Source organism: Micromonospora sp. B006 (assembly GCF_003408515.1).
Classification (GTDB): Bacteria; Actinomycetota; Actinomycetes; order Mycobacteriales; family Micromonosporaceae; genus Micromonospora; species Micromonospora echinospora_A.
In genome coordinates this window covers 1,682,098-1,706,538 of the sequence record NZ_CP030865.1, presented here as the reverse complement: position 1 = coordinate 1,706,538, position 24,441 = coordinate 1,682,098, and the positions used below count along the sequence as shown (strand labels likewise).

At 74.0% G+C, this 24,441-nt stretch carries 20 protein-coding genes; 9 read left to right on the top strand and 11 right to left on the bottom strand.

The window, feature by feature from the left end:
* The first annotated feature begins 18 nt into the window (after window positions 1–18).
* From MicB006_RS08210 to MicB006_RS08200, 3 genes are all read left to right on the top strand, one after another.
* The gene (locus tag MicB006_RS08210) at window positions 19–696 is read left to right on the top strand and encodes a hypothetical protein (RefSeq protein WP_116505004.1); all 678 of its coding nucleotides are present in this window, start codon (window positions 19–21) and stop codon (window positions 694–696) included.
* A 106-nt stretch (window positions 697–802) separates the two neighbouring features.
* Window positions 803–1,246, top strand: coding sequence for a GNAT family N-acetyltransferase (locus tag MicB006_RS08205; RefSeq protein WP_116505002.1), 444 nt, complete (start codon window positions 803–805; stop codon window positions 1,244–1,246).
* Between the two features lie 106 nt (window positions 1,247–1,352).
* The gene (locus MicB006_RS08200) at window positions 1,353–2,468 is read left to right on the top strand and encodes a lytic polysaccharide monooxygenase (RefSeq protein ID WP_116505000.1); all 1,116 of its coding nucleotides are present in this window, start codon (window positions 1,353–1,355) and stop codon (window positions 2,466–2,468) included.
* Between the two features lie 96 nt (window positions 2,469–2,564).
* Here MicB006_RS08200 and hemQ read toward each other — a convergent pair whose 3' ends face one another.
* Genes hemQ through hemE form a run of 3 tightly spaced genes read right to left on the bottom strand, consistent with a single transcriptional unit; the run spans window position 2,565 to window position 5,773 of the window.
* Complete coding sequence (hemQ, locus tag MicB006_RS08195; RefSeq protein WP_116504998.1) at window positions 2,565–3,266, bottom strand: hydrogen peroxide-dependent heme synthase; 702 nt, start codon at window positions 3,264–3,266, stop codon at window positions 2,565–2,567.
* Window positions 3,263–4,672 (bottom strand): protoporphyrinogen oxidase, encoded by a 1,410-nt coding sequence (gene hemG / locus MicB006_RS08190; protein ID WP_116504996.1) that lies wholly within the window; start codon window positions 4,670–4,672, stop codon window positions 3,263–3,265. Before hemG ends, hemQ begins: the two co-directional genes overlap by 4 nt.
* Before the next feature lie 9 nt (window positions 4,673–4,681).
* Window positions 4,682–5,773, bottom strand: a complete 1,092-nt coding sequence (gene hemE / locus MicB006_RS08185; RefSeq protein WP_192900204.1) for a uroporphyrinogen decarboxylase — start codon at window positions 5,771–5,773, stop codon at window positions 4,682–4,684.
* Window positions 5,774–5,946: 173 nt separating this feature from the next.
* Between hemE and MicB006_RS08180 the strand changes: the two genes are divergently transcribed.
* Entirely contained in the window at window positions 5,947–6,516 is a 570-nt protein-coding gene (locus MicB006_RS08180) for a DUF3000 domain-containing protein (RefSeq protein WP_116504992.1), read from the top strand.
* Window positions 6,517–6,676: 160 nt separating this feature from the next.
* Here the strand turns inward: MicB006_RS08180 and MicB006_RS08175 are convergent, their stop codons facing one another.
* Both MicB006_RS08175 and MicB006_RS08170 read right to left on the bottom strand, forming a co-directional pair.
* Window positions 6,677–7,480, bottom strand: coding sequence for a hypothetical protein (locus tag MicB006_RS08175; RefSeq protein WP_116504990.1), 804 nt, complete (start codon window positions 7,478–7,480; stop codon window positions 6,677–6,679).
* Window positions 7,481–7,572: 92 nt separating this feature from the next.
* Window positions 7,573–8,883, bottom strand: a complete 1,311-nt coding sequence (locus tag MicB006_RS08170) for a S1C family serine protease (protein WP_225980793.1) — start codon at window positions 8,881–8,883, stop codon at window positions 7,573–7,575.
* Between the two features lie 530 nt (window positions 8,884–9,413).
* Here MicB006_RS08170 and MicB006_RS08165 point away from each other — a divergent pair.
* The 4 genes from MicB006_RS08165 (at window position 9,414) to MicB006_RS08150 (ending at window position 15,061) form a co-directional block, all read left to right on the top strand.
* Window positions 9,414–10,736, top strand: coding sequence for a ribonuclease D (locus tag MicB006_RS08165; protein WP_116504986.1), 1,323 nt, complete (start codon window positions 9,414–9,416; stop codon window positions 10,734–10,736).
* 101 nt (window positions 10,737–10,837) lie between these two features.
* A complete protein-coding gene (locus MicB006_RS08160; RefSeq protein ID WP_116504984.1) occupies window positions 10,838–12,031 on the top strand; it encodes a thiolase family protein in 1,194 nt (397 codons plus the stop codon).
* The gene (locus tag MicB006_RS08155) at window positions 12,028–14,094 is read left to right on the top strand and encodes a 3-hydroxyacyl-CoA dehydrogenase NAD-binding domain-containing protein (protein WP_116504982.1); all 2,067 of its coding nucleotides are present in this window, start codon (window positions 12,028–12,030) and stop codon (window positions 14,092–14,094) included. The genes MicB006_RS08160 and MicB006_RS08155 overlap by 4 nt, the downstream gene beginning before the upstream one ends.
* Window positions 14,095–14,278: 184 nt before the next feature.
* Complete coding sequence (locus MicB006_RS08150; protein ID WP_116504980.1) at window positions 14,279–15,061, top strand: hypothetical protein; 783 nt, start codon at window positions 14,279–14,281, stop codon at window positions 15,059–15,061.
* A 56-nt stretch (window positions 15,062–15,117) separates the two neighbouring features.
* Here MicB006_RS08150 and MicB006_RS08145 read toward each other — a convergent pair whose 3' ends face one another.
* The 4 genes from MicB006_RS08145 to MicB006_RS08130 form a co-directional block, all read right to left on the bottom strand.
* The gene (locus MicB006_RS08145) at window positions 15,118–15,504 is read right to left on the bottom strand and encodes a VOC family protein (RefSeq protein WP_116504978.1); all 387 of its coding nucleotides are present in this window, start codon (window positions 15,502–15,504) and stop codon (window positions 15,118–15,120) included.
* Between the two features lie 246 nt (window positions 15,505–15,750).
* On the bottom strand, window positions 15,751–18,297 hold the full coding sequence (locus tag MicB006_RS08140; protein ID WP_116504976.1) for a malectin domain-containing carbohydrate-binding protein: 2,547 nt from the start codon (window positions 18,295–18,297) through the stop codon (window positions 15,751–15,753).
* Between the two features lie 204 nt (window positions 18,298–18,501).
* Window positions 18,502–19,659: a cell wall metabolism sensor histidine kinase WalK gene (locus tag MicB006_RS08135; RefSeq protein WP_192900203.1), complete on the bottom strand. Its 1,158-nt coding sequence runs from the start codon at window positions 19,657–19,659 to the stop codon at window positions 18,502–18,504.
* Window positions 19,660–19,661: 2 nt separating this feature from the next.
* Entirely contained in the window at window positions 19,662–20,327 is a 666-nt protein-coding gene (locus tag MicB006_RS08130; protein WP_116504974.1) for a response regulator transcription factor, read from the bottom strand.
* Window positions 20,328–20,581: 254 nt separating this feature from the next.
* Between MicB006_RS08130 and MicB006_RS08125 the strand changes: the two genes are divergently transcribed.
* The gene (locus MicB006_RS08125) at window positions 20,582–21,847 is read left to right on the top strand and encodes a peptidase C39 family protein (protein ID WP_225980677.1); all 1,266 of its coding nucleotides are present in this window, start codon (window positions 20,582–20,584) and stop codon (window positions 21,845–21,847) included.
* Here the strand turns inward: MicB006_RS08125 and MicB006_RS08120 are convergent, their stop codons facing one another.
* Window positions 21,848–23,140, bottom strand: a complete 1,293-nt coding sequence (locus MicB006_RS08120) for a PQQ-binding-like beta-propeller repeat protein (protein WP_116504971.1) — start codon at window positions 23,138–23,140, stop codon at window positions 21,848–21,850.
* Entirely contained in the window at window positions 23,137–24,372 is a 1,236-nt protein-coding gene (locus MicB006_RS08115; RefSeq protein ID WP_116511255.1) for a PQQ-binding-like beta-propeller repeat protein, read from the bottom strand. Before MicB006_RS08115 ends, MicB006_RS08120 begins: the two co-directional genes overlap by 4 nt.
* Window positions 24,373–24,441 lie beyond the last annotated feature (69 nt).

Below are 24,441 nucleotides of genomic sequence, written 5' to 3'. Positions count from 1 at the left end.
CCGTCTAGCATCCCTCCGGTGTCCCGACGGTTGATCATCACGGCGGCGCTGGTCGCCGGCCTCGCCGGCTGCGGTTCCGCCACCGAGCCCGGCGCTGCCACCGGCCCCGCGCCGGCCCTCGCCGCGCCCTCACCCACCGACGGCGGGGCCGCCGAGGCGCTGCGCGACCGGTACGCCGCGACCGGCAACCTGGCCGGCCTGGCCGAGGATCCCGAGTACGCCAGCGAGCAGCTCGACTCCGACGGCGTCGCCTGCGGTCGCCCGCTGCCCCTGCTCGACCGGCGGCTCGTCGTCTCGACCCGGGTCTTCGGCACGCCGGAGGGAACCCCGGCCGGCGAGTTCGTCGAGGTCGCCCAGGAGACGGTGGTCTACCCGGACGAGCCGACCGCGGCAGACGCCGTACGGCAGATCTTCGGCGTGCTGGAGGCGTGCGAGCGCGACGAGGAGGACGGACAGGTGACCGCCGGTCACACCGCCGAGGACCTGCCCGCCGGGGTGGGCATGCCGGGCCGGGTGGTGTCGGCCACCATGACCCTGTCCGACGGGACGCGCTTCCCGCACCGGTACGGCTGCCTGCACCGGGGCCGGGTCACCCAGTGCGTCGCGGTGTGGACCCGCTCGGCGGCCGACACCGGCACCTGGTTCGATCGCGCCCTCACCGCCACCGCAACCGGGCTGCGCGCCTCGGAGGGCTGAGCCGCGCCGGCCCGGGCGCGCGGAGCCGGCACGCCGAACCACGTCGGCCCGGCGCGCGCCCGGGGTGCGCACGACCGGCCGGAGACGCGCCGCCTAACCTGGGCCGATGCCCGTCGAGTCCCACCTGGCCGGCTTCGCCGACCTGGATGCCCGCACCTTCCACGACCTGCTCCGGCTGCGCATCGACGTGTTCGTGGTCGAGCAGTCCTGCCCGTACCCGGAACTGGACGGCCGGGACGTCGAGCCCGGCACCCGCCACCTGTGGCTGACCAGCGACGGCGCCGTCGTGGCGTACCTGCGGATCCTGGCCGACCCCGGCGGCGTGGCACGGATCGGGCGGGTGGTGGTGGCGCCGGCGGCCCGCGGCGCGGGCCTGGCCGGCGCGCTGATGACCGAGGCCCTGGCCGTGGTGGGTGACCGGCCGTGCGTGCTCGACGCGCAGACGCACCTCGTGGGCTTCTACGCGGGCCTCGGTTTCGCGGTCGACGGCCCCGGTTACGTCGAGGACGGCATCCCGCACACGCCGATGCGCCGCAACCCGACTCATTGACGTTTGTCACTTTTTGTGGCAACGTGCGGGCGGAGCCGCCACGCGGGAGAGGGCAACTCCCGACAGTCCGGGCGTCGTGCACCGACACCCATCCCGGAGGCTTTCCATGTCCACTCCGTACCGCCGCCCGTTACCGCTCGCGGCGGCGATCCTCGCCGTCTGCGCGGTCGTCGCGGCGCTGCTCACCACCGCGTTCTCCGGTCCGGCCTCGGCGCACGGGTCGGTTGTCGACCCGGCCTCGCGCGCCTACAGCTGCTGGCAGCGCTGGGGCGGTGACTTCCAGAACCCGGCCATGGCCACCCAGGACCCGATGTGCTGGCAGGCGTGGCAGGCCGACCCGAACGCCATGTGGAACTGGAACGGCCTGTTCCGCGAGGGCGTGGCCGGCAACCACCAGGGCGCCATCCCGGACGGGCAGCTGTGCAGCGGCGGCCGCACCCAGAGCGGCCGCTACAACGCGCTCGACACCGTCGGCGCCTGGAAGACCGTGCCGGTCACCAACAACTTCCGGGTCAAGTTCTTCGACCAGGCCAGCCACGGCGCCGACTACATCCGGGTGTACGCGACCAAGCAGGGTTTCAACGCGCTCACCTCGCCGCTGCGCTGGAGCGACCTGGAACTGGTCGGCCAGATCGGCAACACCCCGGCGAGCCAGTGGACGCGTGAGGTGGACGGCGTGTCCATCCAGATCCCGGCGAACGCGCCGGGCCGCACCGGCCGGCACATCGTCTACACCATCTGGCAGGCCAGCCACCTGGACCAGTCCTACTACCTGTGCAGTGACGTGGACTTCGGCGGGTCCGGCCCGACCACCCCGCCGCCCACCAGCACCCCGCCGACGAGCACCCCGCCCACCAGCACGCCGCCCACGAGCACGCCGCCCACCAGCCCGCCCCCGACCACGCCGAACCCGGCCGGCGGCTGCACCGCGACGTACTCGATCACCGGTTCGTGGGGCGGCGGCTTCCAGGCCGAGGTGAAGGTGACGAACGGCGGTTCACCGATCCGCGGCTGGTCGGTGAGCTGGAACTACCAGAACGGCCAGCAGGTCACCTCGGCGTGGAACGCCACGGTGACCAGCAGCGGAACGCTCGTCACGGCACGCAACGCCGCCTACAACGGCACGCTCGCGGCGGGTGCGAGCACCTCGTTCGGCTTCACCGGCTCGGCCGGCGCGACGAACCCGGTGCCCGGCACCCTGTCCTGTACGACGACCGCCTGACGGCTGTCCCTTCGGTCGGGGCCCTGCTCGACACCCGCTGGGGTGTTAAGCGGGGCCCCTTCCTCTACCGCAGGCGTTAAGAAGGGGCCCTTCCTTTCACACCAGGCAGTTGACGATGTCGGCCACCGAGCGGCGGCGGCCGGTGTAGAACGGGATCTCCTCCCGCACGTGCCGCCGGGCGCCGGAGGCGCGCAGGTCACGCATCAGGTCCACGATCCGGTGCAGCTCGTCGGCCTCGAACGCGAGCATCCACTCGTAGTCGCCGAGCGCGAACGACGCCACCGTGTTGGCCCGCACGTCCGGGTAGCCCCGGGCCATCTTGCCGTGCTCGGCCAGCAGCTCGCGCCGCTCGGCGTCGGGCAGCAGGTACCACTCGTACGAGCGCACGAACGGGTAGACGCACAGGTAGGCGCGCGGCTGTTCGTCGTTCAGGAACGCCGGGATGTGGCTCTTGTTGAACTCGGCCGGGCGGTGCAGCGCCATCTGCGACCAGACCGGGGTGAGCGCCCGGCCCAGCGTGGTGCGGCGGAACCGCAGGTACGCGTCCTGGAGCGCGTCGCTGGACGACGAGTGCCACCAGATCATCAGGTCGGCGTCGGCGCGCAGCCCGGCCACGTCGTACGTGCCCCGGATCGTGACGTCCTTGCCGGCCAGCTCGGTGAAGAGCGACTCGACCTCGTCGACGACGTTCTCCCGCAGCGACGGCAGCGGGCTGGTGGCCCGGTACACCGACCACATGGTGTAGCGGATGGTCTCGTTGAGCTCCCGCAGCCGCGCCGCGTTGGTCTGCTCGGTCATGCTGCCGATCCTTCCAGTGCCGTGATGATCTCTTCGGCCGCCGTCTCGCCGGAGCGGACGCACACCGGGATGCCGACGCCGTCGTAACCGGCCCCGGCCACTGCAAGCGTCGGGTGGGCGGCGCGCAGCGCCGCCCGGACCGCCGCCACCCGGGCGGTGTGCCCGGGCGTGTACTGCGGCAGCGCGCCGCCCCACCGCTGCACGTGCCGGGCCACCGGAGCCGGCAGCGGCGCGCCGAGCACCGCCGACAGCTCCCGGTGCACGGTGTCGGCCAGGTCGTCGTCGGTGAGCTGCAGCGACGTCTCGTCGCCGTACCGGCCCACCGAGGCGCGCACCAGCGCCAGCCCGTCCGGCCGCCGCAGGTGCCCCCACTTGGTGGTGAAGAACGTGGACGCCTTGATCGTCAGCCCTTCGCCGGCCGGCACCAGGAAACCGGACAGCTCCGGCAGGGCCGGGCCGGGCAGCGCGAGGGTGATCAGGGCGACGCTGGCGTAGTCGAGCGCGCCGACCGTGTCGGCCGCCTCGGGCGCGGCGGCGGCGAGCAGCCGGGCGGCCGGGCGGGCCGGCACCGCGAGTACCACCGCGTCGACCTCGACGTGCTCGGCGTCGCGGGTCGGCCCGACGGTGAGCCGCCAGCCGGCCGGGGTGCGGCGCAGCTCGCGTACCGCGGCGCCCCGGCGGATCGTCGCCCCGCTCGCCGTCGCCGCCGCCTCGACCAGCGTGCTGAGCCCACCGGCGAGGGTGCCGAAGACGGGTGCGCCGGGCGCGCGCGGCGCGGCGGCCTGCGCGGCGCGTACCGCACCGACCAGCGTGTGCTCGACGCATGCCGCGCGAGCCAGGGCCGGCATCGTGGTCACCAGCGACAGGTCGTCGGCCCGCCCGGCGTACACGCCGCCGAGCATCGGGTCCACGAGGCGCTCCACCACCGCGTCACCGAGACGCTTGCGGACGAGCTCACCGACCGAGGTGTCCTCACCGTCTGCCAGCAGCGGCCCGCCCGCGTCGCGGTCGGCGTCCGCGGCCGGCGGCGCCACCGCCGCCACCTTCTCCAGATCCCCGGGTACGCCGACGAGCGTGCCGCCCGGCACCGGGCGCAACGTGCCGTCGACGAGCAGGGCCGCCTGCCCGACGGTCGGGTGCACGATCTCCTCGGCCAGGCCGAGGCGCCGGGCCAGCGTCACCGCCGCCGACTCGCCACCGGCCGGGTCGCGCATCAGGAACGACTCCGCGCCGAACTCGACCGGCCCGCCAGCCAGCTCACCGGTGAACAGCTTGCCGCCGAGGCGGCCGGACTGCTCGTACACGGTGACCTCGGTGCCCTCGGGAGCGCTGTCGCGCAACCGGACGGCGGCGGCCAGCCCGGTGATCCCGCCACCGACGATCGCCACCCGCCACGGTCGCACCACTGTCGCCTCCTAGCGCTCCGGTCGCGCGGTCAGCTCGTGCACCAGCGCGACCACCCGGGTCAGCACCTCGGGGTCGGTCTCCGGCAGCACGCCGTGCCCGAGGTTGAACACGTGGCCGGGAGCGGCCCGGCCCTGCTCGACGATGCGCCGCACCTCGGTCTCCACCACCGGCCAGGGGGCGAGCAGCACCGCCGGGTCCAGGTTGCCCTGCACCGCCTTGTCCGGCCCGATCCGGCCGGTGGCGACGTCCAGCGGCGTACGCCAGTCCACGCCCACCACGTCGGCGCCGGCCTCGCCCATCGCGCCGAGCAGCTCGCCGGTGCCCACCCCGAAGTGGATCCGCGGCACGCCGGAATCAGCGAGCCCGCCGAGCACGTACGTCGAGTGCGGCAGCACGAAGCGGCGGTAGTCGGCCTCGGAGAGCGCGCCCGCCCACGAGTCGAACAGCTGCACCGCGGACACCCCGGCCTCGATCTGCACCTGGAGGAACGCCAGCGTCACCTCGGCCAGCCGGGAGCACAGCGCGTGCCACAGGTCCGGGTCGCCGTACATCAGCGCCTTGGTCTTGGCGTGGGTACGCGACGGCCCGCCCTCGACAAGGTAGCTGGCGAGCGTGAACGGGGCCCCGGCGAAGCCGATCAGCGGGGTGTCGCCCAGCTCGACGACGAGCTGGCGGACCGCCTCGTCCACGTACGACACCTCGTCGCGGCCGATCGGGTTGATCCGCTCGACGTCGGCGGCGGTACGGATCGGCTCGGCCACCACCGGGCCGGTGCCGGGCACGATGTCCAGGTCGATACCGGCCGCGGCGACCGGCACCACGATGTCGCTGAACAGGATCGCCGCGTCCACGCCGTGCCGGCGCACCGGCTGGAGAGTGATCTCGGTGACCAGGTCCGGCCGGCGGCAGGACTCCAGCATCGGCACGTTCGCCCGGATCTCGCGGTACTCCGGCAGCGACCGGCCGGCCTGGCGCATGAACCAGACCGGGGTGTGCGGGCCCGGCTCGCGCCGGCAGGCGCGCACGAAGGGCGAGTCGGCCGGCCCGCCGCGGCGGGGTTCTCCGTCTCGGGCGGCAGTGCCCGTGGTGTCGGTGGTCATCGCGGCAATCGTGCCACGCCCCCGGCACGCGCCCGCGCTCACCGTCCGCATTTGTGACGTAGAAGGAAGGGCCCCCTCTTAACGCCTCCGGTAGAGGAAGGGCCCCTTCTTAACCGTCGATCACCCGGCGCGCCGTCGCGCGCCGTACGGTGGGCGCGGCATAGGCTGCCCGCATGGCCCCCCCGATCGCGCTCCCGGAAACGTTCGCTCGCGCGGTCGCGGGGCTGCGGTCGGTGACACCCCGCCCGGAGATCATCCTGGAGGAGGTCGGCGCGCCCCAGCGGCTGGCCCCGTTCGCGTTCGCGCTCTCCGCCGCCGTGATGCGCGACGACGACGAGGTGGCCACCGGCCGGCTGATCCTGCTGCACGACCCGGCCGGGCACGAGGCGTGGCAGGGCACGTTGCGGCTGGTCACGTACGTCACCGCCGAGCTTGAGGTCGACCTGGCCAGCGACCCGCTGCTGCCCGGCGTCGGCTGGACCTGGCTGACCGACGCGCTGGACGCGCAGGGCGCCGGGCACCGGGCGATCGGCGGCACCGTCACGCAGACGCTCTCCACCCGGTTCGGTGCGCTGGCCGGGCCGCCCGCCGCCGGCGACATCGAGATCCGCGCCTCCTGGACGCCGCTGCGCGCCGACCTGGGCCCGCACCTGCTCGGCTGGTGCACGCTGCTGGCCTCGACGGCCGGCCTGCCGCCGCCCGGCGTCACCGCGCTGCCCCGCCGCTCCGCCGGCGCCGCCTGACCGTCGCCCGTCGGCTCGCGAGGGCCGCGTACCGGCCCACGGGTCGCCGCCCGCGCGACGACCGTTGCGGCGGGCCGGGGCGGTTCGCGCTCGGCGTACCCCTGTGTTGACGCGCGAAGGCCGCCCCGCGCGTGCGGGGCGGCCTCACGGCGGACGCCGGTCAGAGGTAGTTCTCGGCCTCGTCGCAGACCTTGTCCAGGCCCTTGTTCGCCGCCTCGAAGGCGGCCCGGTCGCCGCGCGACGCCGCGGCGATGGCGGTGGTCAGCTTGTCCAGGCAGTTCGCGATGACCTTCTTCTGCCGGGCCTGCTCGTCCCGGTCGTTCTTGGTGCCGGTCAGGTCCTGCTGGGTGTCCGACAGCCGCTCCTGCACCGTCTTCAGCTCACCCTTGAGCTTCTCGATCTCCTGCTGGTTGGCCGAGATGGTGCCCTCGCGCTGGCTGACCAGCCGCTGGGACTTGTCCAGCTCGCCGTTCGTGGAGACGTACAGGAAGGTCATCACGCCGCCGAAGACGAACAGCAACGCGGCGACGAGGCCGAGGACCAGCGGGGCCCACTTACGGCCGCCGCCGGCGGGCGCGCCGCCGACCGGTCCGTAGCCGCCGGGCGGTCCGGACATCGGCGGCGGCCCGTAGCCGGGGCCGGACATCGGCGGGACCGAGGACGGCGGGGCCGACAGCGGCTGCGGGTAGCCGGGGCCGGAGACCGGCGGTACGGAGACCGGCGGCGCCGACATCGGCGGGGGCACCGGAGCGGCGCCCGGCGCGTAGCCCGGCTGTCCCGGCGCGGCGGGCGGGTAACCGGCGTACCCGGGAGCACCGTCGGGCGCGGCGGGCTGGTGCAGGGTCGGCGCGGGCTGGTTCGGGTCGTACTGCTGGGGCGCGGGCCGGCTGCCGTACACGTTGCCGTAGACCGTGCCCCCCGGCGCCGGGGGCGGGTTGTCGCCTCCGGCCGGTGGGTAGGACATGTCGTTCCTCCAGATGAGCTGGTCCCCCGCGGGGTGGCCCGATGGGCCGGGGTCGATGCGACGCGGTCGCCCACACCGGCGTGGGCGACCGGTCAGCAGAGGCGGAACCGGTCGCAGGCGGTCTTGATCGGCACCGCCAGCCCGATGCCCTCGGCGTTACGGGCCTTGGCCGTGGCGATGCCGACGACCTCCTTGGACCCGTTGATCACCGGGCCGCCGGAGTTGCCGGGGTTGATGGGCGCGTCGAACTGGATCACCGGGCCGCCGCCGCGCTCGTCCTCGCGGAACGCGCTGACCACGCCCGTGGTGACGCTGTCCTGCAACCCGAGCGGCGCGCCGACCACGATGATCTGCTGGCCGGACCGCACCGGGTCGCTGGCCGCGACCAGACCGGCGAACTTGGCGGTGGTCCGCAGCTGCGCCAGATCCTTGTCCTTGTCGGTGGCGATGATCGTCGCCTCGAACCGCTGGTCCTTGCGCTCCAGGAAGACCTTGCGTTCACCGGCGGTGAAGACCGACTCGACCACGTGGAAGTTCGTCAGCAGCGTGGTGCCGCCGCCGGACGGGGCCTTGCCGACGGCGAACGCCGTACCGGTGAACTGCCCGGCCCGCACCCGGAACACGCTCGGCAGCACCGCGCTGGCCACCGCCTCCGGGTTGAAGGCGGCGCCGGCCTGCTTCTCCAGGCTGCCGGCGCGCTGCTCCAGGCCGTCGAGCCGGCTGGCGTCCGCACCCTGCCCCTCGGCCATCCGCTTGTCGGCGGCGGCAAGCCGGTCGTCGAGCCGGTAGATCTGGTACGCCTGCACGCCGCTGACCACCGCCAGCACGGCGGCCAGCGTCAGCGCCACCACCGCGAGCCGGCTGCGCCGGGCCGCGCGCTCCGGCGGACCGAGCGGCGCGCCGAAGCCGGAGACCTGCTGACCCGGGTACGCCGGCGGCTGGCCGGGGTACGACGGCGCGGACACCGGCTGGCCCGGATAGGCGGGCGCGGAGACCGGCCGGCCCGGGTACGGCGAGCCGCCGCCGGAGTGCCGGTCCGCGTACGGCGAGGGCGGCTGGCCCGGGAACGACTGTGACCCGGCGGGAGCCTGGCCCGGGTAGGCCGGGGCAGCGGACTGGGCCGGTGCCGTGCCGAAGGACGACTGACCCGGCTGGGCCGGCGCGGAGCCGAACGACGACGGGCCCGGCTGGGTGGGGACCGCGCCGAACGACGGCTGGGACGGCGCGGGCGGGGTCGCGACACCCGACGACGCGGAGTAGGCGGCCGACGGCGACGCCCCGGCCCCGTCGGCGCGGCCCGGGTAACCGGCGGACGGCTGCGCGGCCGCACGCGCCGGATGACCCGCGCCCGAGGACGGGGCGGGGTAACTCGTGCCCGGCGAGGCGGGATAGCTCGTGCCCAACGACCCCGGGTAGCTCGTGCCCGAGGACGCCGGGTAGCTCGCCCCGGACGGTCCCGGGTAGCTCGCGGCTGGCGACGTGGCCGGGTAGCCCGTGCCCGGCGCCGCGTGGCCGGCGGCGCCGGTGCCGCTCCACGACGCGCCGCTACCGCCCGCTGCCGACCCGGACGTGGTCGACCCGGACAGTGGAGCCGAACCGCCGGGCGGGTCGAAGCGCGGTGGCAGCGGCCCCGGCCGATCGGCCGTCGGGTCACCGCCCTGCCCCGGCACGCCGTCGCCGGTTCCGTACCCGCCTGTCATGCTCGACCGTCCTCCCCGTCGGCTTCGCCGACGCCCCCAACCGCTGTCGTCGGCCCTGTGCGCCGCTCGCGGCTCGATGGACCGTACCGGCGGAAACGGGCTTTGTCTCCCCCGCTGTCCGACCCTCTCACGGCCCCGCAACCCGGTTCGTTCCGGACACCTCGCGGCCACCGCGCCGACACGCGCCGGACCGGCTGCGCACACCGGATCGTCCGGCCTACTAGGGTTGTCAGGTGACCGACGAACCACCCCTGCGCCGTCGGACCGCCGAAAGCCGTGCCGGAGAGGTCTCCGCCGATCCGACGTCGGCCCTGCCGGAGCCGGCGGGCGCGGGGACCGAGACCGAGCCGGGCGCGGCCGTCCCGCTGACCGCGCCGCGCGAGGGCACGCCCGCCCCGGTGGCCACACCAGCCGAGTTGGACGAGGTCGTGGCCCGTTTCGCGGGCGGCACCGGCCCGGTGGCCCTGGACGCCGAACGCGCCTCCGGCTACCGCTACAGCCAGCGCGCCTACCTGGTGCAGCTGCGCCGCGGCGGCGCCGGCACCGCGCTCATCGACCCGCTGCCGCTGCCCGACCTGTCCACCCTCGACGCGGCGATCGCCGAGACCGAGTGGGTGCTGCACGCGGCCAGCCAGGACCTTGCCTGCCTGGCCGAGCTGGGCCTGCGCCCGCGCCGGCTGTTCGACACCGAACTGGCCGCCCGGCTGGCGGGATTCGAGCGGGTCGGCCTGGCTGCGCTGACCGAACAGCTGCTCGGGTTCAGCCTGGAGAAGCACCACTCCGCCGCGGACTGGTCGAGCCGGCCGCTGCCGGAGTCCTGGCTGACGTACGCGGCCTTGGACGTCGAAATGCTGGTGGACCTGCGCGACGCGCTGGACGAGGAGCTGGAGCGGCAGGGCAAGTCCGGCTGGGCCGCGGAGGAGTTCGACGCGCTCGTGCGCAACGGCGCCCGCCCGCCGCGGGTGCGCGCCGAGCCGTGGCGGCGCACCTCCGGCATCCACCGGGTACGCGGCGCCCGCGCCCAGGCCCGGGTGCGTTCCCTCTGGTACGCGCGCGACCAGATCGCCGCCCGCCGGGACGCCGCGCCGGGCCGGGTGCTGCCCGACTCGGCCATCGTGGCCGCCGCCGAGCTGGACCCGAAGGACGAGAAGACGCTGCTCACGCTCCCCGGTTTCGGTGGGCGCTCGGTGCGGCGGCTGGCGCGTACGTGGCTGGCGGCGCTCGACGACGCGCGCCAGTTGCCGGACGACGCGCTGCCGGTGAGCCCGACGGTGGAGGGGCCACCGCCGCCGCACCGCTGGGCCGAGCGCGACCCGGTGGCGGCGGGTCGGCTGACCCGGTCCCGGGAGGTGGTGGTCGGTACCGCCGGGGCGCACCGGCTGCCGGCGGAGAACCTGATCGCGCCGGACTCGATCCGCCGGCTGGCGTGGCAGCCACCTGCGGAGATCACCGACGACACCGTGGCGGAGGCGCTGCGTGCCTTCGGCGCGCGTGAGTGGCAGATCGGGCTGCTGCTGCCCGCTCTTACCGAGGCGCTGCGGACCCCCCAGCAGTAACGTCGGTGGCAGGTGTGAGGTGGGCCACGCGAGGGGTGGTGCCACGTTTGGTTACTGGCGAGTAGCATCCGGGGAAATGCCCGTGCCGAGGGAGGCTCCAAGTGCCCCGTGAAGTCCGGGATGTCGTCTTCGTCGACGGCGTCCGTACCCCGTTCGGCAAGGCGGGTGGGATGTACGCCAACACCCGCGCCGACGATCTGGTGATCCGCTGCATCCGCGAGCTGATGCGCCGCAACCCGCAACTGCCGCCGGAGAAGGTGGAGGAGGTGGCGATCGCCGCCACCACCCAGATCGGTGACCAGGGCCTGACCATCGGCCGTACCGCCGCCCTGCTGGCCGGCCTGCCCAAGACCGTGCCCGGCTTCGCCATCGACCGGATGTGCGCCGGCGCGATGACCGCCGTCACCACGGTGGCCAGCGGCATCGCCATGGGCGCGTACGACGTGGCAATCGCCGGCGGCGTCGAGCACATGGGCCGCCACCCGATGGGCGAGGGCGTCGACCCCAACCCGCGCATCGTCGCGGAGAAGCTCGTCGACCCGTCCGCCCTGGTGATGGGCTCCACCGCGGAGAACCTGCACGACCGCGTCCCGCACATCACCAAGGAGCGCACCGACGCGTTTGCGCTGGCGTCGCAGCAGAAGACCGCCAAGGCGTACGCCAACGGCAAGCTCCAGGGTGACCTGGTGCCGGTGGCGACCCGCGACCCGGAGACGGGCTGGGGCCTGGCCACCGTGGACGAGGCGCCCCGCGACACCTCCATGGAGAAGCTGGCGAGCCTGAAGACCCCGTTCCGGCCGCACGGCAAGGTCACCGCCGGTAACGCGGCCGGCCTGAACGACGGCGCCACCGCCGCGCTGCTGGTGGCCGAGGAGACCGCCCGTGAGCTGGGCCTGCCGGTCGGCATGCGCCTGGTGTCGTTCGGCTTCGTCGGCGTCGAGCCCGAGGTGATGGGCGTCGGCCCGATCCCGTCGACCGAGAAGGCGCTGCGCATCGCCGGCCTGAGCATCGACGACATCGGCCTGTTCGAGCTGAACGAGGCGTTCGCGGTGCAGGTGCTCGCCTTCCTGGACCACTTCGGCATCGCCGACGACGACCCGCGGGTCAACCAGTGGGGCGGCGCGATCGCCATCGGCCACCCGCTCGCGTCCTCCGGCGTCCGGCTGATGACCCAGCTCGCCCGCCAGTTCGCCGAGCACCCCGAGGTCCGCTACGGCCTCACCGCCATGTGCATCGGCATCGGCATGGGCGGCACCGTGATCTGGGAGAACCCGCACTGGGAGGGCAACAAGTGAGCGCGCTCGCCGCACCGAACGAGGTCGTCACCAAGGCGCTGCTGCGCCAGGTGGCGGTACCCGGGCTGGACCGGCCCGCCGCCCTCATCACGCTCGACAACGGCTTCGACCACACCAAGCCGAACAGCTTCGGCCCGGGCGGTCTGACCAGCCTGGACGAGGCGATCACCGCCGCGCTGGCGGCGGAGCCGGCGTTCATCGCGGTCACCGGCAAGCCGTACATCTTCTGCGTGGGCGCGGACATCACCAGCCTGCCCGCGCTGGAGAACCGGGAGCAGGCGCTGGAGATCGGCCGCCTCGGCCACCGGGTCTTCGCCCGGCTCAAGGACAGCGCCGTCCCCACGTTCGCGTTCGTCAACGGCGCGGCGATGGGCGGCGGCCTGGAGCTGGCGCTGCACTGCCACTACCGGACGCTGTCGGCGGGCGCGGCGGCCCTGGCGCTGCCCGAGGTCTCGCTCGGCCTGATCCCCGGCTGGGGCGGTACGCAGCTGCTGCCGAACCTGATCGGCATCCCGGCCGCCACCCAGGTGATCATCCAGAACCCGCTGATGCAGAACAAGATGCTCAAGCCGAAGCAGGCTGCCGAGATGGGCATCGCGGACGTGCTGCTGGAGCCGGCCGACTTCCTGGAGCGGTCGCTGGAGTGGGCCGCCGGCGTGGTCCGGGGCGAGGTCACGGTCACCCGTCCCGAGGTCGACAAGGACATGTGGGCGGGCGTGCTCTACTTCGCCCGGCAGACCCTGGACCAGCGGCTGCACGGCGCGGTTCCGTCCGCGTACAAGGCGCTGGATCTGCTGGAGACGGCGAAGGACGCCGACTTCGCCACCGGCACCGCGGCGGAGGACGAGGCCCTCGCGGACCTGGTCTTCTCCGAGGAGCTGCGCAGCGGCCTGTACGCCTTCGACCTGGTGCAGCGGCGGGCCAAGCGCCCGGCCGGCGCGCCGGACAAGGGCCTGGCCCGCCCGGTCACCAAGGTGGGCATCGTCGGCGCCGGTCTGATGGCCAGCCAGCTCGCGCTGCTGTTCGCCCGGCGGCTGCAGGTGCCGGTCGTCATGACCGACCTGGACCAGTCCCGGGTGGACAAGGGTGTCGGCTACGTGCACACCCAGATCGAGAAGGCCGTCAGCAAGGGCCGGATGGACAAGGGCACCGCGGCCAAGCTGTACGGCCTGGTCAGCGGCTCGGTCGACAAGTCCGTGTTCGCCGACGCCGACTTCGTCATCGAGGCCGTGTTCGAGGACCTGGGCGTCAAGAAGCAGGTCTGGGCCGAGCTGGAGAAGATCGTCAAGCCGGAGGCGGTGCTCGCCACCAACACCAGCTCGCTGTCCATCACCGAGATGGCCGCCGACCTGGAGCACCCGGAGCGGGTGGTCGGCTTCCACTTCTTCAACCCGGTCGCGGTGCTGCCGCTGCTGGAGATCGTCCGCGGCGAGCGGACCGACGACGCCACGCTGGCCACCGCGTTCGCTGTCGGCAAGCAGCTCAAGAAGTCGTCGGTACTGGTGAAGGACGCCCCGGCGTTCGTGGTGAACCGGCTGCTGACCCGCTTCCTCGGCACCGTGTTCGCGGCAGTCGACCAGGGCACCCCGCTGGACGTGGCGAACAGCGCGCTGGACCCGCTGGGCCTGCCGATGCGTCCGCTGGCGCTGCTGCAGCTCGTCGGGCCGGCCGTGGCGTACCACGTCGGCGGCACCCTGCACGAGGCGTTCCCGGACCGGTTCGGGGTCAGCGAGAACCTCAAGCGGATCGCCGACTCGGGCCAGCCGATCGTGGTCGACGACCAGATCAACGACGAGGTGGCGAAGCTGCTGGTGGTCGGCGACGAGCCGCTCACCGGCGAGCAGGTCCGGCAGAACGCGCTGGACGCGCTGGCGCAGGAGATCCGCCTCATGCTCGACGAGGGCGTCGTCGCCGAGGCGCAGGACATCGACCTGTGCATGATCCTCGGCGCCGGCTGGCCGTTCCACCTGGGCGGCGTGACGCCGTACCTGGACCGGACCGGCACCTCCGAGCGGGTGACCGGCAAGCGGTTCCTGCCGCGCGGCGTGGCCAGCCTGCGCTGACCGATTCCGCACCGATCGCGGTGGTCGGGCTGTCCGAGACGGACGGTCCGGCCACCGCGATCGGCGTTCGCGGGGCAGGTCACGGGTCGGTCGCGGTTTCGCCACCCCGCCCTTCGCCGGACAGCGGCATGTCGGTGCTCCTGGCTACGATCACGCCTTCAGTTTTCTCACAGGAGCTGCCCACATGTCCCAGCCGCCGTCCAATCCCTACCCCGGCCACTACCCGCCGCCTCAGCACCAGCCCGGCGACTTCCAGCCGCCCCAGCAGCCGCAGTACGGCGGTGGCTACCCGCAGGCTCCGCAGCAGCCGCAGTACGGCGCTGACTACCCGCAGACCCCGCAGCAGCCGCAGTACGGCAGCCAGCTCGGCGCGCCGGTCCCGCCGAAGAAGTCCGGCGTCGGCAAGATCCTGCTGATCGTCCTCGCGGTGGTCCTGGTGCTCTGCGTCGGTGGCGGCATCGTCACCTGGATCGCCACCAAGGACACCGTCGGCGAGGTGGTCACCGCCACCAAGACCAGGGTGGTCGAGCCGCAGACGCTCGGCGGCCGGGCAAAGGTCACCGACCCGCAGCTGCAGAGCGCCGCGACGCAGATGAAGGTCTCGCTCAGCAAGGACGTGCCGGAGGCGACGAGCACCGCCGGCGCCTTCTACGGCGACCCGGAGAAGAAGGACCTGGTCATGATCGTCGCCGTGTCCGGCGTCATGGCCGACCCGAAGAAGGAACTGGACGACGCCACCGCTGCGGTCACCCCGGACCTGGCCACCAAGGACTTCAAGACGGTCGACCCCGGTCCGCTGGGCGGCGACGCCAAGTGCTCCGACGGCAAGGCCTCGGGTGAGCAGGTGGCCGTCTGCATCTGGGCCGACCGGGGCAGCCTCGGGATGGTGGTCGTCTACTTCAAGTCCGCGGCCGAGCTCCAGAAGGAGTTCGTCTCGATGCGGGGCGAGATCGAGAAGCAGGGCTGACACCGCTACGCACCGGGCCCCCGCCGTCGCGGCGGGGGCCCGGTGTCGTTTCCGGATCAGGCGGACGCGGCCCGTTCGGCGAAGCTCCGGCAGACGCAGAACTCGTTGCCCTCGGGGTCGGCCAGCACCACCCAGCCGCTCCCGTCCGGCCGGCGCCGGTCGGCCACCAGCGTGGCGCCGAGGTCACGCAGCCGCGCCACCTCCTCGTCCCGGGTGCCCTCGGCCGCGTGCAGGTCGATGTGGAACGCGCCCTTGCCGTGCCGCTCGCCCACCCGGACGAACAGCAGGTCGGGGCCGTCGCCGGCGGGCGCGGCGAGGACCGCCTCCGGGTCGTCCGGGTGGTCGTCGTCGGCAAGCTGCCGGTCGAGCACGCGGGCCCACCATCCGGCGAGGGTGTACGGGTCGTCGGACTCGACTGTCACGCAATGGAACTGTGCACTCATCGGTGCTTCCTCCTGTGGGGAACGCGCCCCGGCGGAGTCAGAACGTCAGCGGGGAACGCGGGGCGCGGGACGGTTCACGAAAGACATCGACCACACCCCCTTCCACCTCATCGAGCTGACCGGTTGATCATTCCACCGCCCTCCGGAGCGCACAACCCCGCTCATGCAAGGAAGGGCCCCTTCTTAACAGCGAGGTGTTAACAAGGGGCCCTTCCTCTACCTGAGGCGTTAAGAAGGAGCCCTTCCTTACGGGCCGACGAACACGGCCCTCGCGCGCCAGTCGACGCCGTCGACCGCCGGGCCGCTGCGCACGGTGAACGTCGCGGCCGGCACGCCGTTCACCCAGTCGGTGGCGGCCAGGTCACCGGTGTTGCGGTTCACCTTGTAGAGCGTGCTGCCGGAGACGAAGACCGCGCTCGCGTCGGCGAACCCGCTCGCCCCGGCCACCGTGAACCGGTCGGCGCCGACCACGCCGCTGTCCGGGGTGAACCAGCGCCAGAACAGGCCGTTCTGCCCGTTGAGCGTGTAGTAGAGCCGCCCGCCGGAGAAGAACATGCCGGTCACGTTCGGGATCTCGGCGTAGAAGCCGGTGGTCGCGCCGACGTACGTCTGCCCGGTCGGACCGGAGTTGGTGATCACGTTGTCCCAGTACGGGTCGTGGTACGGGTCCACCAGTTCCGGCGCGCCGAACGTGGTGCCGTTGAACGTGCGCCGCCACAGCGCGCCGTCGGCGCCGTAGAACACCGTCCCGCCGACCCAGAACGCGCTGCGCGCGCCCGCCCAGACGGTGCCGTTCGGGTCGGTCACCGGGTCGGGTGCGCCGACCGCGTTCTGCCCGTCGTACGAACGCACCTGCACCGGCGAGCTGACCGGAGCGGGCGGGGGCCCGGTCTTGACGATTTCGACCGCGTTGACCAGCGGGTTCTCCCGCACGTGGCGGAACTCCAGGTCGATCGAGCCGTCGCTGACCACCGTGAGCTCCCGCATGGTGCCCACGTTGTGCCCGGCGGCGGCGGACAGGTCGAGGTCGTCGAGGACGACAGCGCCCTCCAGCGCCACGTCGAAGACCCGGGTGCCGGCGTTGGCGGTGCCCGCGTACCGGTTGGCCATGTACAGCCGCACGTGCACCTCGGTGCCGTTGGGCACCGGGAACTGCCAGGTCATCTCCGCGCCGCCGGACGGGTCGTACCGCTCGTCGTTGTAGAGCTGGACCGGGGTGCCGACCGGCACCGTCGAGTCCAGGCTCGCGGCGGTGGTGTAGCTGGAGACGCTGCTGCCGGTGTTGCGGTACGGGCTGGGGCTCGAGTTGGAGTCGGCCGCCCAGTCCGGCCCGCCGTCGGTGGAGGCGACGGCCGAGCCGCCCGCGTTCACCCGGTACAGCACGTTCGTCGGCTGCGGCAGGCCCGCCTGGTAGACGTTGCCGGGCAGGGTGGCCGCGGTGGTGGGGTGCACCGCCTTCCCGCCGGCCAGCGGGAAGAACGCGATCCGCTCCCGGCGGTACTGGAAGTTGCCGATCCACAGCGTGTCGCCGCCGATCCAGAGCCCGGTCGGCGTGACGAGCATCTCGGAGGCGCCGATGCCGCGCGGGTGGCGGCCGGGGTTCCAGGACAGCGGCAGGCCGTTGACCGGGTCGAGCGCGGCGATGCTGGCCCGGCCGACCGCGCCGGCCCGGGCGTTGTCGGTGCCGGTGGTGTTGTTGAGCCAGCGGAGGTGACCGCCGACGTACACCGCCTCCTCGCTGATGCCGACGGACAGGAACGTGTCGCCGCCGCTGTAGTCGACCCAGGTCGGCTGGAGGTTGGCGCCGGTCGCGCCGGCCTCCCAGCGGGCCGCGGTGTCGCAGAGCGTTCCGCTGTACGGGGCGCCGGTGGTCACCACGACGAAGTAGCTGTTGTCCGGGGAGAACGCGACGTCACGGACGTACGAGTCGAACGACTGCCACTTGCAGCGCGGCGTGTAGCGGGCCGTGTTCCAGTCCGCGACGGTAGCGGCGGTGGCACCCAGGTCGATCTTGACGATCTGGTCGTGCAGCACCCCGTCGGCCTTCTTGAAGTTGCCGATGACGACGAGCTGCGTGCCGTCCGGGGAGACGGCGAGCTTCTCCGCGCCGACGCCGGCCTTGGCGCCGCTGACGCCGTCCCAGTTGTGGTTCTCGGTCAGCGTGGTGGTGAGGTAGCTGTCCACCGCGCCGGTGGTGGCGTTGAGCGAGGCCAGCCCGCCGCGGGGGTTGGGGTTGCCGGCCGTGGTGAAGATGCCGCCGACCAGCAGCCGGTTGCCGACCAGCGCGATGTCCTTGATGAGCCCGTTGAACGCGGGCGGCGCGAAGCTGGTGACGACCGCCCCGGTGTTGACGTCGAGCAGGGCCACCTTGCGCCGGGTCACGCCGTTGACGGTGTTGAACTTGCCGGCGACGAAGACCGTGTTCGCCGTGGGACCGGCCGTGACCGCTGTCACCTCGTTGTCGAGCGTGGGCGCGAACGCGGTGTCCACCGCGCCGGTGGCCTTGTCGAACGCGAGCAGGTAGTCGCGGGCGATGTCGACGTCGGAGTTGCGGTTCTGCACGCGGGTGAAGGAGCCGCCCGCGATGATCTTCGTGCCGGCGTCGTGGATCGCGTCGACCGAGCCGTCCTGGACGTCGGGCGAGGCCGTCGACGGGACGGTGTGGACCACTTTGTCGTGGCCGGGCACGGCGGCGGCCGCGGGCGTGGCCGGAGAGAGGCCGACGACAGTGAGGGCGCCGGCGGTGAGGACCGCGAGAAGACGGCGGCGGCGCGGGGCCGAGAGGTGGGTCACGGGCAGCTCCGGTGGGTGAGCAGGGTGAGGCGTCGCTGCGCTTACTCTCCGTTGATCACCGCCCCGGGTCCAGCGCGAGCGGCGCATTCTGCCCGGTCACCGGGCCGTCGGGACCGACCACCGCCGGGTCCGGCCAGGACAGCCGAGGCCGTCCGCACGAAAAGATGAGGTCGTCTCACCGGCCGGGCAGGTCGGGATGGGCGGTCAGGTGGCCACGGGCGGGTCGGCCGACGGAAGCGTGACGGTCACCTCCAGGCCGCCGCCGGGCTGGGCGACCGCCTTCACCGTGCCGCCGTGCGCGTCGCAGACGGCCCGCACGATCGACAGGCCGAGCCCGGAGCCGCGCGCACCGGTGCGTTCCTGGCCGCCGCGCCGGAACGGCTCGAACAACCCGGGTACGTCGGCCGGGGCGACCTCGAAGCCGGTGTTCCCCACCACCAGCCAGGACCGCTGCCCGTCGGTGCCGGTGCGCACCCAGATCCGCCCGTGCAGGTGGTTGTAGCGGACCGCGTTCTCCACCAGGTTGCCGGCCAGCCGGTCGAGCAGCCCCGGGTCACCGACCACCGGCGCCGGACGCAGCGACGTGTGCACCTTCAGGCCGATCCGCTCGACCTCCCGGGACACCGCGGAGAGCGCGTTGGCGGTGCCGACGGCGAGGTCCGACTCCGCGCGCCGGGCCAGCCGCCGGCCGGTCTGGGCCTCGCTGCGGGCCAGCACCAGCAGCGCGTCGACCAGGCCGTTGGCCCGCTCCGAGGCGTCCCGTACCACCCCGGCCATGCGGCGGTACTCGGCGAGGTCGGCGTCGTCGTCGCTCAGCGTCACGTCGATTTCGGTACGCATCACCGCGAGCGGCGTGCGCAGCTCGTGCGAGGCGTTCGCGACGAACCGTTTCTGCGCCTCGAACGCGCCGCTGATCCGGTCCAGCATCGCGTCGAACGTCTCGGCCAGCTCGGCCACCTCGTCGTCGGCGCCGGACCAGCCGATCCGCTCGTCGAGCGTGGCCTCGCCGAGCCGGCGCGCGGTGGCGGTCACCTGGTGCAGCGGGCGCAGCGCCCGGCCGGCCACCAGGTACGCCCCGGCCACCCCGACGACGCTGATCGCCACGAGCGCGAGCAGTCCCTTGACCAGCAGTTCCTGTGACGCCGCGTCGACCAGTTGCCGCTGCCACTGCCCGGCGTCGAGGGTGCGGCCGTCGGTGAGCACCACTGTGGTGCCGGGCAGCAGCTCGTCGGTGGGGCGCAGCGCGTCGCGGACCAGCAGCCAGGCCAGCAGCACCAGGATCGCCCCGGCTCCGACCAGCAGGACGCCGTTGAGCAGGGTCAGCCGCAGCCGCAGCGTCGGCCGCACCCGCCGGGTGCCCACGTTCACTGCGTGCGGCCGATCCGGTAGCCCGCCCCGACCACCGTGTCGATGAGCGGCGGATCGCCCAGCTTCTTGCGCAGCGTCATCACGGTGACCCGGACGATGGTCGTGAACGGGTCGGTGTTGGCGTCCCAGACCCGTTCCAGCAGCTCCTCGCTGGACACCACCGCGCCGCGTGCCTTGAGCAGTTCGGCGAGCACGCCGAACTCCTTGTTGGTGAGGTCGAGCGGCACGCCACCACGGCTGACCACCCGCCGGGCCGGGTCGAGCACCAGGTCGGCCACCTCCAGCACCGGAGGCGCCGCCGGGGTGGCCCGGCGGCCCAGCGCCTGCACCCGCGCCACCAGCTCGTCGAACGCGAACGGCTTCGCCAGGTAGTCGTCGGCGCCGAGCTGCAGCCCCTCCACGCGGTCGGCGACGGTGCCGCTCGCGGTGAGCATCAGCACCCGCGTCAGCGTGCCGTCGGCGGCCAGGTCGGCGCAGATCCGGTCGCCGTGCACGCCCGGCAGGTCCCGGTCCAGGATCACCACGTCGTACCGGGTGACGAACGCCGCCTCGTGGCCTGCGTCGCCGTCGTAGGCGACGTCCACCGCCATCCCGCGCTTGCGCAGCCCGCGCGCGATCGCGTCGGCGAGGTTGCGCTCGTCCTCGACCACCAGTACCCGCATCCCGGCCCTCCCGCCTCGTGACCTCTGACAACCTAGTGCCGCCGGCCAAGGGGTGTCGCCGGAGGAGCCGGTCCGGCGGCGCCGGCCGGCTGCCCCACCCGCCGTCTGTGGACCCGGCGAGGTTGCGTCACAGTTACCTTCGGTGACAGCGAGAGCCGTCAGGCGGGCCGTCGGGTCGACCGCACCCCCCGCCGCGGCCGCCGTCGGCGGCAACCAGCCGGCGCGGCGCCCGGGTCCGCCGGCACCCGCCGCCATTGCACAAAACCTTCGGGTACGCGATGCTCGGCGGCAATGATCGACAACCGCACGGTCCCCGGACCCGGTCCACGCCGGGCGGCATCCTGATGCCCGGCCGCGACATCGCGTACCGCCGTTTCCGCTTCCCGGCGGACCGGGACGTGGGCCGCGCCGACGGGCTCACCGCCGGGCCGGACGGGCTGGCGCTCGACGGCACGCCCGGCAGCCTGACCCACACCGACCCGCACTCCGGGACCACCGCCGAGTACGCCGCCGGGAGCTGGACGTCCCCGGTGACGCCGCTCGGCTTCGCCGCCGCCGAGCTGGTGCCCTCCTGGACCGCGCGCACCCCGCCCGGCTGCTGGCTGCGTGTGCAGCTGCGCGGCTGGGCCGGCGAGGCGGCTTCCACCGGCTGGTACGAGCTGGGCATCTGGGCTGCCGACGACAGCACGGTGCACCGGGCGTCCGTACCCGGGCAGGAGGACGACCGGGCGCGGGTGGCCGCCGACACGCTGCGGGTGACCGGCGCGACGGTGACCGGCTGGCAGGTGCGGGTGACGCTGCTGCGCCGCCTCGACGTGGCGGACGGTCCGGTGCTGCGCACGGTCGGCGTGGTCGCCTCCACCGACCCGCCCTACGCCGACGTGGGTTCAGCCCTGCCGGGCGGGGCGCGAGGGCGGGTGCTGGACGTGCCGCGGTACGCGCAGCGGCTGCACGCCACCGGGGAGACGCGCTGGGGCGGTGGCGGTGACTCCTGGTGCAGTCCCACCTGTGTGTCGATGGTGCTCGACTTCTGGGGCGCGGGGCCCACCCCGGACCGGTACGCCTGGGTGACGCCGCCCGGCCCGCGCCCGCGCGTGGTGCACGCCGCCCGGCACTGCTACGACCACGCGTACGCGGGGGCGGGCAACTGGCCGTTCAACACCGCGTACGCGGCGACGCACGGGGTGGACGCGTTCGTCACCCGGCTGCGCTCGCTGGCCGAGGCGGAACTGTTCGTGGCCGCCGGCATCCCGCTGATCGTCTCGGCCGCGTTCACCGCCGGGCAGGTGCCGGGGCTGGACTACGACACCCGGGGGCACCTCGTCGTGCTGGCCGGCTTCACCGCCGACGACGACCCGGTGCTCAACGATCCGTACGCGCCGGACGACGAGCGGGTCCGCCGCACCGTGCCGCGCGCGCCGTTCGAGCACGCCTGGCAGGCGGGCAGCGGCGGCATCGCGTACGTGCTTCGCCCCGAGTCGACGCCACTGCCGCCGCCACCGGCGCAGGCCAACTGGTGATCAGCGGCCGACTGGCCAGATCGCCATGCCACCGGTCGGACGCAGGCACACCAGCTGCGTACCCGTGTCCGCGCACTCGGACCAGGCGCCGGGCAGGATCCCCCGGATCCGCACCTGCCCGGCCGCCACGTCCAGCGCGCCGACGAGCGTCCGGCCCTCGGTGAGCGTGCGCAGCCCGAGCAGCGGCCCGGACGGGAGGTCGTTGCCGGAGACGCGCCAGCGGCCCAGCCGGGCCAGCACCCGGCCGCTCGGCGGGTCCAGCGCCGACAGTTCCAGTTCCTCCCCGACCCCGCGCTCGGCGGCGATCAGCCGGTTGCCGACCGGTCCCATCCCGAGCCACCGCTCGTCGGTCCAGGCCGGGCGGCCGGTGGCCGGGTCGAGGGCCTGCGCGCCGCCCACCTGGTTGCGCAGGCACACCATCCCGGCGCAGTCGGCGAACCAGAGCCCGGCGCGGGAGCCGACCGGCAGACTCCACCGTTCCTCGAGCCGGTCCAGCCCGTACCCGGTGACCGAGCCCCGGGCGTCCTCGACCAGCAGGAGATCGGCCACCACCTGGGCGTATCGGTAGGCGGCGCGGCCGGCCGCGGGCGCCACCCGGCCGGTGTGCGCGACCACGCCGGAGGCCGCGTCGTACACGGTCACCCGGCCCTGCGGGGTGACCAGCACGAGCTGCGTCACGCCGTGGTCGTCGCGACGGTACCCCACCTCCTGGCCCGGTACGGGCAGCGTCCATCGCACCGCGCCGGAGGCCGGGTCCACGGCCCGCACGGTGCCCGCGCCGGGCGGGCGGGGGTTCTCCAGCAGCAGCCCGCCGGAGGCGGTCGGGACCGGGTAGCCGGGATGCCGCCAGCGCAGCGTGCCGGTCGCCGGGTCGAGCATCGCCGACACCGAGTCGCCGTCCCCGGCCGGGCTGCTCGTCACCAGCAGTCCCCCGGCCACGGTGGTGAGGCCGAGCACGTGGTCGCCGTCGGTCAGCGCGAACCGCCACGCCGGTTCCCCGCCGGGCAGCCGGTACGCGGCGACCACCCGCCCGCCGCGGCCGGTCGCGCCCGGGCCGTCGGCCACCACCACCCGGTCCGGCTGGACCACGAACGCCGCGCCCTGCGGGGCGGGAATCCGGATCGGCACGGGCCGGCGCGGCGGCCCGGCGGCGGCCGTCACCACGAGCAGCACGAGTACGCCGAGCAGCGCCACCCGGGCCGTCGGGCCGGGCGGCCGGCGGGGCGGCGCGGGGGCCGGCTCGTCGGCGGACTCGCCGTGCCGCATCTCCCCCAGTTCGATCACGGGGCTCACGGCAGCCGCCGCACCAGGAGGTCTCCGCCGGGTCTGCGGCAGACCAGCAGCGTCGCGCCGGTCGTGCAGTCGGTGCCGGTGATCACTCCCCTGATCGGGGGCGGATCGCCGGACAGGTCCATCTCGGCCAGGAGTTGCCGGCCGCCGCCCAGCGGCCGGGTGGCCAGCAGCGGGCCGCCGGACTCGTGCTGCGGGGCCAGGATCCAGCCGCCCAGCTCGGCGATCAGGTGCCCGTCGGTCTGGCCGAGCACCGCCAGACCGCCGGGGGCGGTGTCGCCGACGAGCAGCCGGTCGTCGCGCGCCGCCACGACGCCCGCCCACCGGTCCACGCTCCAGCGCACGGCGCCGGTCGCCGGGTCGAGCGCTGTCATCCCGTCGCCCGGCCGGGCGACGCAGAGCAGGGCGCCGCAGCTGTCGACGTAGTCGACGAGCTCCTGTTCAGCGGTCCAGCGCGGTCGCAGCGTGTCCAGGTCGTACGCCTCGATGATCCCGCCGGCGTCGCGGATCTCCAGCAGCAGCCCGGCCACTGTCATCACGTGGCGCGGGGCGGGCGGTCGCACCGGGTGCAGGTCCCGGGCCGCGACCCGCGCGCCGGTGCGCGCGTCCACGACCACCGTCTGCCCGGTCACCGGGGACAACACCATGCGTTCCGTCCCGGAGCCGTAATCGAACCCCAGCATGCCCGTGGAGGGCAGCGTCCACATCGTACTTCCGTCGGCCGGGTCGACCCGGGTGATCGACGGGCTGGGGTCGGACGCGGCGGACTGCGACAGCAGCACCCGGCCGATCGCGAACGCGACGCCGCGCCGGCGCCAGACGTCCGCTCCGGTGGCCGCGTCGTACGTCACCGTCTCCCAGTCCTCGTCGTTGCCGGCCGGGCCGGCCACCATCACCCGGCCGTCCTGCTCCCACACCGACACGGCGGTGCCGATGCCGGGCAGCGGACTGCGCCACAGTTCCCGTCCTTCGCGGTAGGCGACGATCTCCCGCCCGTCACCGCGGTTCGGCCGCACCACGTACACCACGTCGCCGGAGACGAACACGGCCGAGCCCAGGCCGCCGGGCAGCGTCCACTCGGCCGGGCCCCGCGGCGGCGCGGCGGCGGTGAGCGTGAGCAGCGCCAGCAGCAGGAGCGCCAGGGTGCGGGCCGGCCGGCCCGCGCTGCGCGGCGGGCGAGGGGTCGCCGGGGGCGGAGCGTCGTGGCGCAACTCCCCCAGATCGATGACGGTCACGACCATCCTCTCCCGCGCGCCGGGCCGCCGTCCGGCCGTGACCGGCATTGCCACAATCCGCCTGTACGA